We start from the raw sequence: 14,303 nt of genomic DNA, 5'->3' as shown, positions 1-14,303 counted from the left end.
CGGAGATCGATATGCTCACACTGCTTGGCCAGAATTTTATCGCGGGCGAACGCAGCGCCGACGGCGAACAACGGCTCAAGAGCCTGGACGCAAGCACCGGCCAGCCTCTGCCCTATGATTTTTTTCAAGCCACCGAGGCAGAAGTAGACCGCGCAGCCCTGGCCGCCGAAAACGCGTTCGTTGAGTTTCGGCAACTGAGCCCGGCACGCCGCGCCGAGTTTCTCGATGCCATCGCTGACGAAATTGACCAACTGGGTGAAGACTTCGTCGCCATCGTCTGCCAGGAAACCGCTTTGCCGGCAGGCCGCATTCAAGGCGAACGGGCACGCACCAGTGGCCAGATGCGCCTGTTCGCCAAAGTGCTGCGCCGTGGCGACTATCTCGGCGCGCGCATCGACCTGGCCCTGCCCGATCGCACGCCATTGCCGCGAGTCGACCTGCGTCAATACCGTATCGGTGTCGGCCCGGTCGCGGTGTTTGGCGCCAGCAACTTCCCCTTGGCGTTTTCCACTGCCGGTGGCGATACCGCTGCCGCGCTGGCGGCCGGCTGCCCTGTCGTCTTCAAGGCGCACAGCGGCCACATGGCAACAGCCGACCAGATGGGCTGCGCGATCATTCGCGCGGCTGAGCGCAGCGGTATGCCCAAGGGCGTATTCAACATGATTTTCGGTAGCGGCGTGGGTGAATGGCTGGTCAAGCATCCGGCCATTCAAGCTGTCGGATTTACCGGCTCGCTGGGTGGCGGCAACGCGTTGTGCAAGATGGCGGCAGAGCGCCCACAACCCATCCCGGTGTTTGCCGAGATGTCCAGCATCAACCCGGTGGTATTGCTGCCAGACGCGCTGTCCGCCCGCGGTGAAACAGTGGCCAGGGATCTGGCGGCCTCCGTGGTCATGGGCTGCGGCCAGTTCTGCACCAATCCTGGTTTGGTGATCGGGATCAAATCCCCGCAGTTCGCACAGTTCCTTGAGCATCTGCAAGGCCAAATGGCGGTTCAGGCACCGCAAACCATGCTCAATGCAGGCGGCCTGCGCAGCTACAGCAAAGGGCTGGAGCACTTGCACGCCCACCCCGGCATCACCCATCTGGCGGGTTCTGAGCAGACCGGCAATCAAGCCCGCCCACAACTGTTCAAGGCGGATGTGAGCCTGCTGCTTGAGGGTGACGAGCTGCTGCAGGAAGAAGTCTTTGGCCCGACCACGATCGTGATCGAAGTGGCAGACGACCACGAGCTCAAGCTCGCTCTTCACTCGCTACGGGGTCAGCTGACCGCCACGTTGATTGGCGAGCCGGCAGACCTGCAACAGTACCAATGGCTTGTTCCCGTGCTGGAGCAAAAAGTCGGACGCATTCTGGTTAACGGCTATCCCACCGGCGTCGAGGTGTGTGAAGCCATGGTGCATGGCGGGCCTTACCCGGCAACGTCGGATTCGCGCGGCACCTCCGTGGGTACACTGGCGATCGATCGCTTCCTGCGCCCGGTTTGCTTCCAGAACTATCCCGACGCGCTGTTACCTCCAGCGTTGCAAAACAGCAATCCACTCAGGCTCAAACGCCTGGTCAATAGCGAGTGGAGCGACGCCGCCATTGGCTAATTCGTCTGGCCGGGTACGCGGCGCATAAGGTTGCGCCGCCGTCCTTTGAACATAAATCACGCCAACGGCCATCGACGGGCTCAATACACATTGGGGCTGATAGGGACACCATCATGATCGCGCCTTGCTACGCCCTGCATCGCCGGCCAAAAGGCTTCAACCAATCCAGAAACCTGTCGTCCATACTCGCCCAGGTGCTGAGCGAGCGCATCACCAGCGGCGCACTGCAATCCGGGCAGAAACTGCCTGCAGAAGCGCAAGTCATGGCCGAGCATGGCGTCAGCCGAACCGTCGTGCGCGAAGCCATTTCGCAATTGCAAACCCGTGGGCTGGTCATTACCAGGCACGGTATCGGCTCATTCGTCAGCGACACGCCCGATGGCGACGTGCACCCCAACGCCAATGCCTCCCTTGAAGATGTACTCGCCGTCATCGAGCTGCGTATCAGTATCGAAGTGGAAGCCGCGGGTTTCGCCGCCCAAAGGCGAAATCCGCAGCATCTGGCATGCATGCACAAGGCCCTCGACATACTGAAAGACCCGGGCATCAGTCGTGACGTGGCGGCAGCGGCCGACCATGAATTTCACCGACAGATCGCCCTGGCGACGGATAACCGTTACTTCGTGGACATCACCGACCACCTCGGTATCGATCTCATCCCCCGCAAGCGCCTCAATAGCGCCGCCTTGAATGGCGGGGATCGAATCGAGTACGGCCTGCGCCTGCAACACGAACACCAGGCGATTTACCAGGGCATTGCCGATGGCGACCCTGTGGCTGCCAAGGCGGCCATGAATCTCCATCTGGGCAACATCCGCGAGCGTCTACGCCACGCCACCTTCCGATAAACCCGGTTGGCGCATCAACCGAGTGCGTGGAAGTACTCCTGCGCCATGCGCAGGAACGGCGGCAGTGCCGGGTTGTCGTTGTCGCGCCTGGAAACCATGTACACCTCTGCTCGCGGCTGAGCATCCTCAAGGGGACGGAACTGCAAATGCCCCAGGTAAAGCTCACGAGCGGCAGCTGGCACGATCGCCAGCCCCAGGCCCGCACGGACGAGCCCGAGTATGGAATGGGTCTGCCCCAGGTAGTGCAGGTAACGCGGCGAAACGCCCGCCATGGCGAACAAGCCGACGATGCAGTCGTAGAAATACCGCCCTTCATCCGGCGAATACATCACGAAGGGTTGCTGATCCAGATCGGCCACCGCAATCGTCGTTTGCTGCGCCAAAGGGTGCGCGTTGGGCATCACCACCAGCAACGGCTCGCTGCAAATCAACTGCGAGTCAAACCCCAGGTGTGGCGCCGCTCGCCGTACGAAACCGACGTCGATCATGCTTGCCGCCAAGGCTTCCGTCTGCGCACCCGACACCATTTCATGCAATTCAAAACCTACGTCCGGGAGCCGTTGCGCGGCATGCCCGAGCAGACCGGGAATCAGCTGGTATCCACTGACCGCTGTAAACCCCAGGAGCAATTGCCCCGCTTCCCCTCGCGCCAGGCGCCGGGCCGCCGTTCCCGCCTGCTCGGTGTAGGCCAGGACATGCCGGGCATCACGCAGGAAATGCTGCCCGGCAACCGTCAGTTGCACATTCCGGTTACTGCGCTCAAGCAAGGTGACACCCAGCGAACGTTCCAGCATCTGGATCTGGCGGCTCAGCGGGGGCTGGGTCATGAACAATCGTTTGGCTGCCCGACCGAAATGCAGCTCTTCGGCAACCATGACAAAACAGCGAAGTTGATGGAGCTCCATGATTCAATTCTTGTATTGATCGATACAGTATCAATGTTAGACCAGCATCGATCGTTTTCCTACTCTTGAACCACACGCAGGCAGCTGCTTGTCGCCCGCCACAATAAATCCAATTCAAGGAACGCGACGTGAAGATCAATATCCTCCTCACCCAACCTGTACCGGATCTGATCGATGCCCGGCTCCAGGCGTCATACACCGTTCACCGGCTCTACGAGGCCGCCGACCAGGACACATTTCTCAATCAGGTAGGCCACAGCATTCGCGGTGTGGTCACCGGCGGCGCCAAGGGCCTGCCGAATGCGATCATGAACCGCCTGCCAGCGCTGCAAGTGATCGCCATCAGCGGCATCGGCACGGATGCCGTGGATCTGGCGAACGCTGCGGATCGCGGAGTTCAGGTGACCACCACCCCCGGCGTGCTGACCGATGACGTCGCGGACATGGGCATGGGTTTGCTGATCATGACCCTGCGCGATCTCGCCACCGGCGAGCGCATCGTGCGTGAAGGCCAGTGGGGCACCGTCGCACAACCACTGGCACGCAAAGTGACCGGCATTCAACTCGGGATCGTCGGGCTGGGCCGGGTGGGTCATGCGATCGCCAAGCGCGCCCAGGCATTCGACATGACGGTCAATTACACCGACCTGCGTGAGCAGCCGCAAAGCGGCTACCACTTTGTTCCCGACCTGATCGAACTGGCGCGCCGCAGCGATGTGCTGATGCTGGCAGCCTCCGCCGACAAAGGCGAAGCGATCATCACCCCGGCTGTGCTCCAGGCCCTGGGCGCCAATGGCTATCTGATCAATGTCGCCCGCGGCAAGCTGGTCGACGAGCAAGCACTGATAGCAGCCTTGAGCGACGGCACCATCGCCGGTGCAGGCCTCGATGTGTTCGCCGATGAACCCCGCGTGCCTGAGGCCCTGCGTTCACTGGGCAACGTGGTGCTGCAACCGCACCGCGCCAGCGCAACCGAACAAACCCGACTGGCCATGGGCGAAATCGTGCTGGCCAACCTGCACGCCTGCTTTGCCGGTTCGCCGCTGCCGACCGCCGTCGCTTGCTGAACGACGCGCGCTACTCACTCCAACAATAAAACTTCCCCCGAAGGAAGCCGGAGAGCACCATGACCTCCAAGACCGCACCCCTGGCGACTGCGTTTGAAAAAGCCCATGTCGGACGCCGCCGGTTCGTCATCCTCGCGCTGATTTTCATTGTCACCGTTCTCAACTATGCCGACCGGGCAACCATGTCCATCGCCGGTACGGGCGTGATCAAGGAATTGGGGATAGACCCCATCATGCTCGGAATGATTTTTTCAGCGTTTGCCTGGGCTTATGCCCTGGGACAAATTCCAGGCGGCTGGCTGCTCGACAAATTCGGGGCAAGAAGGGTCTACGGTTGCAGCCTGTTCTTGTGGTCCCTGTTCACCATGATGCAAGGCACCGTGGGCTGGATCGGGCTTGTGGGCTCCACGGCGGCGCTCACCTTGTTCGGCATGCGCTTCATGCTCGGCCTGGTGGAGTCTCCAGCATTCCCGGCCAACAACCGCATCGTGTCCTGCTGGTTCCCAACCAGTGAGCGCGGCACTGCGTCCGCGCTGTTCAACTCCGCGCAATACATGGCCGTTGTAGTCTTCGCCCCGCTCATGGCCTGGCTGACCCATTCCTGGGGCTGGGAACATGTTTTCATCTGGATGGGCGGGCTCGGCCTGGTGGCGACGGTGTTCTGGTTCGCGCTTTATCACGAGCCTCACAGTGATCCGCGACTGACCGAGACCGAACTGCAATACATGCGCGACGGCGGTGCCCTGGTGGATCTGGAAGCCACGCGCAAGGTCACCAAGCCAAAACTGACCATGAAGGAAGTCGCCCAGCTCTTCAACAATCGGACACTGTGGGCGATCTACCTGGGCCAATACTGCATCACCGCCCTCACCTACTTCTTCATCACCTGGTTCCCCATCTACCTCATCCAGGGACGCGGCATGACGATCATGCAGGCAGGATGGGTGGCGGCGATGCCGGCGATATGCGGCTTTTCGGGAGGTGTGCTGGGCGGGGTGGTTTCCGACTACCTGATCCGTCGTGGCGTTCATCCCTCCCGGGCCCGCAAGACCCCTTTCGTGATTGGCATGGCGCTCGCCTCCAGCCTGGTATCGGCAAATTATGTCGACGCCAACTGGATGGTGATTGCCCTGATGGCCCTGGCATTTTTCGGCAAGGGACTGGCGGCGGTGGGCTGGGCAGTATTGTCCGACACAGCGCCCAAAAGCATGGTGGGCTTGAGTGGTGGGGTATTCAACGGCATCGGTAACGTCGCAGGGATCATAACGCCGGTGGTCATTGGCTATTTTGTTGCCAGGACCGGATCATTCGACTCGGCGCTATGGTTTGTGGCGGCCCACGGCCTGCTGGGGATCTTTGGTTATGTGGTACTTGCCGGGCGCTTCGAGCGTGTGGTTATCGAGGATGCCGAGCCTTCTCGCGAAAACGCCTGACGGATCAGGGCCCGGCATCCGGGCCCTGCTGCTCAGCCCTGCCGCAACGCCCCATCAAACGCTGGCGTCAACCCCGACGACGCCAGCTTGCTGACAAAGGCGCCGATGCGCTGTTGCTTATAGGCGTCCACGTCCAGCTCACGGTAATCGTAGAAACCCTGGCCATCGCGTAAGCCGTTGCGACCGTTCTGCATGTTATCGGCGATCACCTGTGGCGACTCGAAACGCGGTGCCAGCGCGCCACTGAGGTAACGCGAGGCGTAGTACAGAATGTCGCCGCCACCCCAGTCGATGAACTCGAGCAGGCCCAGCACCGAGAAGCGCAAACCGAAGCCCACGCGTACCGCGGTGTCGATATCTTCCGCGCTGGCCACGCCCTCTTCCACCATCCGTGCGGCTTCGTTCATCGCCAGTGCCTGGATGCGCGGCACGATATAGCCTGCTACCGGATTGCACACCACCGGCACCTTGCCGATGCGCTTGAGCAGTTGCAGCAGTCGTTCGACCACCTGCGGGCAGGTCGCTGCGCTGCGGCTGACTTCCACCAGCGGCATCAGGTGCGCGGGGTTGAGCCAGTGCGCGTTGACGAAGCGCGCAGGCGTGCTGACCATTTCGCTCAACTCGGTGACCAGGAAGGTCGAGGTGGTCGACGCGATGATCGCCGACGCCGGCACATGCTCGCTGACCCAGGCGAAGGTCTGCTGCTTGATCTCGATGACTTCCGGCACGGCTTCGAACACCAGCTCGCACTGTCTCAATGTCCCGGCGGCCCGGTCTCGGGATTGCAGGGTCAAGCGCGATAGCGCGATGTCTGCCTGTTCCGGCTGGAGCATGCCGAGGCGTACCAGCATCTGCAGTTCGCCGCGGATGTTGTTGCGCACGCGCTCGAAGTAGCCAAGGCGCTCTTCCTCGGCGCGATCCTTGATGTCGATGAGGGTGACCGGCAGGCCCGCATGGATGAACGCCAGGGCAATGCCCTCGCCCATCCGGCCGGCGCCCACCACGCTGACTTGAGGCAATTCGATGCTCATGATTGAACGCCCTTGGTCAGCAGTTCGCTCATCTGCACCCGGTCGAGATCGGCCAGGCCGAGGTTTTCCAGGGTGCGGCCTTCGGCGTAGAGATCACGCCCGGCGACGACCGAGGCGATGCTCAGCAGGCCCTGGGCAACCGGGGTCGGCACACCGGCCCAGCGACCGACGGACACCAGGAAGGACAGGCCCAGGCGGGTGTCTTCGAGCATGTAGCGATGTTTCTGCAGGTCGATGTCTTCACGCCAGTCGCCGCTGTCGGTCAGCTTGCCATGGGCACCGCGACCGTACATCCACTCCTCGCCCTCCGTGGTGTTGTAGTGATCGGCCAGCGGAAAGTGCGGTGCGCCGTAGGTCAGTGCTTCGCGCACGGCCATGCGCTCGGCATCCAGCTGGTTGGTCACGCGACGGATCGACGGCTGGGTGCCTTCGTTGTGAATGTCCCAGGCTTCGAAATGCTCCAAAGGGCCTGCGTTCATCATGATCAGCGGCGGGTGGATGATGGGACCTGCGTTCATCAACGCACCGCTGAGGGCGTCTTCGATCGGCTCGACGCTTGGGTAGGCCTCGCGCAACATCGCAAAAGCATGCTCGGACAGGTTGGCGGGGAATACGCCAGTCGGCAGGCGGGTGGCGTAGCAGCTGATCACCAGGTCGCTGGCGCCATGCTTGCGCACCAGGTATGGCAGCGTGCCGGTTTCGGCGAAGGCGACCTTGCTGTGGTTACCGGCATCGGCCATGGCCTTGGCGAACACGTAGCTGCCGAAGGTGCCCGGTGGCAGGAACATCACCTGACCGTCGCGCAGGTGCGACGCCACGTGCCGGGCCAGGTCTTCATGGGAAGTCGACGGCAGCGGGATGATCACCAGTTGCGCGTCGCCCAGGGCTTCGGCCAGATCGTCGGTCAGCGACAGCTTGTCGCCCGCTTTACCGACCGATAACTGACGAGTGCCCCGATAGTCCCTGATGGTCAGGCTGCCGATGGCCAGCAGCTCCTTGAGCGCTGCCGAATCGCGCCGCCACAGGCGGACCTGATGCCCCTTTTCAGCCATCTCGACAGCAGCGGCGTAGCAGCCATGTCCCCCACCCAGCACGGTAATCTTCATCGAGTTGCTCCTTCTTGTAAGAGACTCGATGCTATCGGGCGGCACCGCCCCGGACTCCTCCGATTGCGCAGCCGACTGACCGATTGCGCATAAGTCTCAATGCTGGCGTCGGCGCAGCGTGTCCGACGGCAGGCAGCCATAGCGTTGCCGATAGGCACTGGAAAAATGCCCGAAGCTGTTGATGCCGTGACGCAACAGGATATCGGTGACGCTATCGCCGGTATTGCCCTGCTGCAGAGAGGCGTGGATCACCGCCAGGCGACGGTCACGGATGTACTCGACCGGTGCTTGCTGGAGAAACTGCTTGAAGCCGTTCTGCAGGGTGCGGGCCGAGACGCCACAAAGCTCGCTGAGGGTCGCCAGGCTGATCGGCTCGCCCAGGTGCTCCTCGATGTAGTCACGGGCCTTCTTCACGTGGTGCGGCAGCGGCGCGTGCGAATCCATCAACAGCTCCGCCGAGTGGTTATGCGGCAGCTGGGTGAGCAGCAGTTGCATCAGGTAGTCGGACAGGCCGCTGGCGAGGCGCGAACCGTCCACGCCGCTGCCGTATAGACGGCAGATGTAGTCCAGGGTGTGATAGAGACTGACAACGCCGGCGCCCAGGGGATCGACGCTGACATCGAAGATCACCGACTGCCGTAGGCTGCGGCCAAGCAGGCGTTGCAGTTGCAACTGCAGGGCATCGCGGTCGACGCGCAGGATCAGGTTGCGGCACTGCCCATCGGTGACGATGCGACTTTGCGCGAACGGCGAGGAAACGCTCAGGCAGCCCGACTGCATCGCCGCGCTACGCCGCCCGTGGGCCACTTCGCAATGCCCCTGCAAGGTAATGCGAAACAGGTACTGGTCGGCTATGTCGCCGATGCTGATCTCCACCGGCGCGCCATAGCGCAGGTCGAGCAGCGCCGACGTGCCGAAGAAGACGCCGTTGAGCCGGGTATGGATCGGCTCGTCACGCAGCACGTTGAAGCTGTGCGGACACAGGTAATGGCTGACCTTGTCCTTGATCTCGCGGTAATCGGCCGAGCTGAGCAGACTATGCCGTTCCAGCAGGTGTACGTCATTCAACATCCGGAATTCTCCTGGCCTGGAAGTGCTTCAGCCCCGCAGCGTACAAACGCAGCGGGGCCGAGGCACCGATCATGGACTATGACCAATCAAGCGCGGCTCGGATACTCCCGCGCATAGCTTTCGCGGAAACGCCGGCAACCACGCCAGAGCAGAAGCACGGTCAACACCGATGCACCCGCGATCACCAACGACATCGACGAGCCCACCGCTGCCGGCGATCCGAAGTAGCGGTCGGTCAACAGCGCCACCAGCGTGGTGCCCAGGCCCAACCCCAGCAGGTTGCTGATCAGCAGGAACACCGCCGAGACCTGTGCGCGCACCTGGTTCGGCGCGAGGATCTGCATCGCCGCCGTGGATGCCGGCATCGGGAACGAGGCGAAGAACATCGCCGGCACCAACAGGGTCACCGACAGCCACAGTTGATCGACTTGCGGGAACAGCACGGCCGGCACCAGCATGCCCAGGGCACCGATCACGCCAGTGCGCATGGCCGCGTCCTGATGGCCTTTCTTGGCCAGGTAGTCGGTGAGCCAGCCACCAAACAGCACCCCGGCAGTGTTGGCCAGCAACAGCACGGTACCGAGCATGTAGCCCGCCTCCATCGGTGACAGGCCGAACTTGCGGATATACAGCGCCGGGCTCCAGCTCATCATGCAGAACAGCACCATGGCGTAGAACGAAAAGCCCAGGTAATGGCAGGTGAAGGTGGCACGGTGGCGACCCAGAAAGCGCAAGCCATCGCTCATCGCGACCTTCTTGGCCCGACCCTGGGCATCGACCTGCAGGCCTTTGCGCGCCGGGTCGCGCACGGTAAGCCAGATCAGCAGGCCGACAACGATACCGGGCAGGCCGACAATGAAAAACGCCAGTTGCCAGGCTTTCATCGCGCCGAGAAAGGCGACCTCGATGGTGTTCATGTCCTTGAGCATGGCGATCACATAACCGCCCACCAGGAAGGCCAGGCCGCCACCGACGAACGAGCCGATCGAGTAGATGCCCACGGCGCGGCCGAGTTTCTCCTTGGGGAACATGTCGCTGAACATCGAGTAGGCCGAGGGCGACAGGGCCGCTTCGCCGACGCCGACGCCAATGCGCGCGAGGAACATGTGCAGGAAGTTCTTGCTCAGGCCGCAGGCTGCCGTCGCCAGGCTCCAGAACACCACGCCGACTGCGATGATCTTCGGCCTGCTGAAGCGGTCGGCCAGGTAGGCGATGGGCATGCCCATGAAGGCGTAGAACAACGAAAAGGCCAGCCCGTGCAGCAGGCTGAACTGGGTATCGCTGATCTGCAGGTCGGCCTTGATCGGCTCGATCATCAGCGCCAGGATCTGCCGGTCCACGAATGAAAAGATGTAGGCGATCATGCACAGGGCCACCACGTACCACTCGTACACGTAGGTTTTCTTGCGCTGCAGGACCGCGTTATCGACCTGTATATTCACTAGTGTTTGCTCCTTTTTGTCTTGTTATGGAGTAAATGCGCTTACCAGAACTTCCAGGTGTAGGTCGTGGCGACACGGAACTCGTTGTAGTCGTAGCCGTACTTCTGTTTCACATCGATGTTGCGCACATCCAGCCCAAGGCCTTGCAGCGCCCCGCTCTGCACCACGTAGTTGAGTCCCAGGTAGCGTTCGCTTTCCTGGTTGTCGCTCAAGTTGCCGCCGCGGTCCCAGTTCGTACCCTTGATGTAGCGGGTAAAGAACTTCAGCCCAGGCACGCCCATCCCGGCGAAGTCATAGCTGTAGCGCGCCCCAGGACTTTTCATCCGGGCGCACGAAACCCAGGGACGACCAGTGCACCAGGTAGGGTTGCGGGATAAACCCGTTCAAAGTCGGGAATACGCTGTCACCGAGCATGCGCTGGTAACTGAGGCCAAACATGTGCGCGCCCTTGAGCAGGCTGAACAAGGCACCGTAGGAGCGGTTGTCGATTGCACCGTTCAAGGCACTGCCGTCTTCATTGTTATTGAAGTAGCGCAAGTCGGTTTTGAGTTTGTAGCCATTGCCCAGGTCAGCCATGTGCATCAGGCCGAAATAGTGTTGCTGATAAATATCGTGCACAACGCCGTAGAAGTAACTGGCTTGCAGCGTCTTGCTGATGTCGTAAGTCACGCCGCCAAAATCCAGGGCGTCGCTGTCGAGACTATCGGTGGAGCCGAATTTGTAGAATTTCTCGTGATTGGAAGATTCCCGTGTCACGGCAGACCAGAAACGCCCGCCAGTCACGGTCAATCCATCAACCTCCTTGGACTCGACCACGGCCCCCTGGTAGATGGTGTCCAGTTGCCGACTGGGGTCATCGAACGCCACCGGCAATTGCGGGCGCAGGTCACCCACCTTCAGCTCGGTCTTGCTGTAGCGCATCTTGAAGGTTGCACCGGCGCGACTGTAGTCGTCGGCCGTCTGTTGATTGCTCACGCTGTATGGCAGCGAACCGTCGTTGCCCGAGGAGTCCAGGCGCACGGCGTATTGCGCATCCACATCGAGGCCGATGGCCAGGGCCGTGTCGGTGTAGCCGGAGGTGAACTGCGCATCGAAACCCTGGGACCAACTGTGCACCTCAGACACCGGCGCATTCGTATTGGTGTAGTTGCGGTGCAAATAGAAGTTACGCGTATCCACTTTGAAGTGACTGTCATCAATCACATCGGCATGTGCTGCCAATGGCGAACAGATAACCCCGATCACACTGGCAATACCGAGCCCACGGCAAGATTGCTTCACCTGACATCTCCATTCTTATTTTTATGGGTAGGCGCAAGGTAAGCCAGTAGACGCCGCGCCGGTATCAAGATGAACAGCAGTCCGAAGGGGGGAAATCTCCAGTGCGGCTAAAGGTTTCCCTTAGGCAGGAACGGGAACCTGGATAAATGCCGGATTCCGACGGCCTCTGCCGGCAGCCGACAACCCCTCTGGTTTTATTTTCTTACTCTCCACTGGCCCGACGTTCATCGCTTCACGTCGGCCCAATCAGTCCTGTCACTGCACATCCCGCCATAGGCACTCGCCAAATGCACAAGGGTGGGGATTAAGGAGAACAACAATAATGAATCCAGGCTCTATTTCATCGTTCAACCAACTGCTCGATACCGTCACCGCTGGGCCGCAACGCGTCCCGGGCGTGGTCGCAGCAATAACCGGGCGCGACGGTTTGCTCTACGAGGGTGCTTCGGGGCAACGAACGCTCGGTGAGCCAGAGGCTATGACCACCGACAGTGTTTTCGCGATGTTTTCCACGACAAAAGCGATAACCGCCACGGCAGTGCTCCAGTTGGTCGAGGAAGGCCGACTTGATCTCGATGCGCCCGCCAGGGACTACCTGCCGATGATCGGTGAACTCAAGGTGCTCGACGGGTTTGATAGCGACGGCACCCCAAGGCTTCGCCCTGCCAAAAAACACATCACCACCCGAATGCTTCTACTTCATACGGCAGGCCTGGGGTACGAGTTCTTCAACGAACACTACAACAGACTGGTCCAGGAACAGCGCCAACCCAGCATCATCAGCGCGTCGTTGGCTGCCCTGCAAACACCGTTGCTGTTCGAGCCGGGTGAACAGTGGGAATACGGTTCCAACCTGGATTGGGCCGGCCTTGTGGTCGAGGCCATTACCGGCAAGCGTCTGGGTGAGGTCATGCAGCAGCGTATTTTCGAGCCTCTGGGCATGACGGACACGGCGTTTACCATGACCCCTTCGATGTTCCAGCGCCGGGCTGGCCTGCATCAGCGTGAGGAGGATGGATCGCTGAGCGCAATCGAAGGCTCCCTCCTCCCGCCTGAACCCGAAGTGCACATGGGAGGCCATGGCCTGTTCTCGACAGTCAAGGACTACTGCCTGTTCATCCGGGCCTGGCTTAACGATGGACAGGGTGATCACGGACGAATCCTGAAGCCTGAGACGATTCGTTTCGCCGAAAAAAACGGGCTCGACAACCTGAAAATAAAAGCCCTTCCCTGCGTCAATCCGAGTATTTCCCACACGGCGGAATTCTTCCCCGGCATGCCAAAGTCGTGGGCGTTGAGTTTCATGATCAACGAACAAGACGCCCCCACCGGTCGCCCTGCAGGTTCGTTGGCGTGGGCGGGATTGGCCAATCTTTTCTACTGGATCGATCGCAAGAATGGCATCGGTGGTTTTTGGGCCACTCAGATCTTGCCATTCGTAGACCCTGTATCAACCAACGCTTATCTGGATTTCGAAACGGCGGCTTACCGCAATTTGACCAGCTGATCCAGCTCCTGATTTCCCCTCTCTAAAACCAACAATAACAAAACAGGTGACTCATGGAGATCTCCACGCGTACCCCTGCGCGCGCTCGCTACACAGTATGCGCATTGGATGCTTCAACGATCGGTGCCGGTTTCCTCCTGGCCACCCTGGCGGGCAACGCCCAAGCCATCGATGTAGACGCTGGCGAATATTCCGCTGCGCTTCCAGCCGGCAGCAATATCGGCTTGCTCTACCTGCAGCATGCCGAACGGCGGTCGCTGTACAGTGACGGCCACAAGGTTGCGATCAAGGCGGGACTCGACTCGGACATCGGCATATTGCGCGTCGCCAACTACCAGCAGCTGGGTGACTACACGATCAATACGCAGTTCCTGTTACCCTTCGGCCGCCTGGAAGGAACACGCGATAACGACGCGTTGGGACAGACCAGTGGCACGGGTGATTTGATTCTGGCGTCGACCCTGTGGCTCGTGAATGATCCGGCGAAAAACCGTTACTGGGGCATTGCGCCCTACCTGTTCGTGCCGACCGGTAGCTACGACCACAACGATATACTCAACCTCGGTGAAAACCGTTGGAAGATGACGTTACAGACCGGCTATGTGACCGGCCTCACTGAAAAGTTGTCCCTGGACCTCACCGCTGATGTCACCGTGTTTGGCAAGAATGACGACTTCACCAGTCAAGGCCTGACATTGCGCCAGAAGCCGCTATGGCAAGCCCAGACCTACCTGAGGTACGCCGTGACACCCAAGCTGTCGGTGCACGTCGGTGCGTCTCAACTCTGGGGCGGCGAGTCGCGCATTGACGGTCAGGACCAGGGCGATGAACCCGGTACCAGCAAGTACCGTGTCGGAGGATCCTACTGGATGACCCCTACGTTCCAGGCCCTGCTCAATTACGGCCAGGACGTATCGGTCGACAATGGTTTCAAGGAAGAACAGCGGGTTAATTTACGGTTCTTGTGGGTGTTCTGACCCGCAACTAATGGCTGGGTTTCTGGGGGCACCGAGGGTG

General features: G+C 60.8%; 11 protein-coding genes and 1 pseudogene. 6 read left to right on the top strand and 6 right to left on the bottom strand.

Going from position 1 to position 14,303, the window contains the following annotated elements; genetic code table 11:
- The first annotated feature begins 11 nt into the window (after positions 1-11).
- Together OH720_RS10425 and OH720_RS10420 are read left to right on the top strand one after the other, a co-directional pair.
- Positions 12-1,595: an aldehyde dehydrogenase (NADP(+)) gene (locus OH720_RS10425; RefSeq protein WP_272605533.1), complete on the top strand. Its 1,584-nt coding sequence runs from the start codon at positions 12-14 to the stop codon at positions 1,593-1,595.
- Between the two features lie 113 nt (positions 1,596-1,708).
- Complete coding sequence (locus OH720_RS10420) at positions 1,709-2,443, top strand: FadR/GntR family transcriptional regulator (RefSeq protein ID WP_272605532.1); 735 nt, start codon at positions 1,709-1,711, stop codon at positions 2,441-2,443.
- 14 nt (positions 2,444-2,457) lie between these two features.
- Here the strand turns inward: OH720_RS10420 and OH720_RS10415 are convergent, their stop codons facing one another.
- Positions 2,458-3,351, bottom strand: coding sequence for a LysR family transcriptional regulator (locus OH720_RS10415; protein ID WP_032831806.1), 894 nt, complete (start codon positions 3,349-3,351; stop codon positions 2,458-2,460).
- A 125-nt stretch (positions 3,352-3,476) separates the two neighbouring features.
- Between OH720_RS10415 and OH720_RS10410 the strand changes: the two genes are divergently transcribed.
- Both OH720_RS10410 and OH720_RS10405 read left to right on the top strand, forming a co-directional pair.
- Entirely contained in the window at positions 3,477-4,415 is a 939-nt protein-coding gene (locus OH720_RS10410) for a 2-hydroxyacid dehydrogenase (RefSeq protein ID WP_272605531.1), read from the top strand.
- A gap of 59 nt (positions 4,416-4,474) precedes the next feature.
- Positions 4,475-5,848, top strand: a complete 1,374-nt coding sequence (locus tag OH720_RS10405) for an MFS transporter (RefSeq protein ID WP_008062175.1) — start codon at positions 4,475-4,477, stop codon at positions 5,846-5,848.
- A 32-nt stretch (positions 5,849-5,880) separates the two neighbouring features.
- Here the strand turns inward: OH720_RS10405 and OH720_RS10400 are convergent, their stop codons facing one another.
- From OH720_RS10400 to OH720_RS10380, 5 genes and pseudogenes are all read right to left on the bottom strand, one after another.
- Complete coding sequence (locus OH720_RS10400) at positions 5,881-6,879, bottom strand: 3-hydroxybutyryl-CoA dehydrogenase (RefSeq protein ID WP_272605530.1); 999 nt, start codon at positions 6,877-6,879, stop codon at positions 5,881-5,883.
- A complete protein-coding gene (locus OH720_RS10395; RefSeq protein WP_272605529.1) occupies positions 6,876-7,985 on the bottom strand; it encodes an NAD/NADP-dependent octopine/nopaline dehydrogenase family protein in 1,110 nt (369 codons plus the stop codon). The genes OH720_RS10400 and OH720_RS10395 overlap by 4 nt, the downstream gene beginning before the upstream one ends.
- 96 nt (positions 7,986-8,081) lie before the next feature.
- Positions 8,082-9,056, bottom strand: a complete 975-nt coding sequence (locus tag OH720_RS10390) for an AraC family transcriptional regulator (RefSeq protein ID WP_272605528.1) — start codon at positions 9,054-9,056, stop codon at positions 8,082-8,084.
- A gap of 86 nt (positions 9,057-9,142) precedes the next feature.
- Entirely contained in the window at positions 9,143-10,498 is a 1,356-nt protein-coding gene (locus OH720_RS10385; RefSeq protein WP_272605527.1) for a spinster family MFS transporter, read from the bottom strand.
- Between the two features lie 41 nt (positions 10,499-10,539).
- Positions 10,540-11,779: pseudogene (locus OH720_RS10380) on the bottom strand (OprD family outer membrane porin).
- Between the two features lie 322 nt (positions 11,780-12,101).
- Here OH720_RS10380 and OH720_RS10375 point away from each other — a divergent pair.
- A complete protein-coding gene (locus OH720_RS10375) occupies positions 12,102-13,286 on the top strand; it encodes a serine hydrolase domain-containing protein (protein ID WP_272605526.1) in 1,185 nt (394 codons plus the stop codon).
- A gap of 53 nt (positions 13,287-13,339) precedes the next feature.
- Positions 13,340-14,263, top strand: a complete 924-nt coding sequence (locus OH720_RS10370; protein WP_442967283.1) for a transporter — start codon at positions 13,340-13,342, stop codon at positions 14,261-14,263.
- The last annotated feature ends 40 nt before the right edge of the window (positions 14,264-14,303 follow it).

It is taken from the genome of Pseudomonas sp. WJP1, assembly GCF_028471945.1.
Lineage (GTDB): Bacteria > Pseudomonadota > Gammaproteobacteria > Pseudomonadales > Pseudomonadaceae > Aquipseudomonas.
The sequence above is the reverse complement of the archived record's forward strand: the minus strand, read 5'-3'. Positions and strand labels throughout refer to the sequence as shown.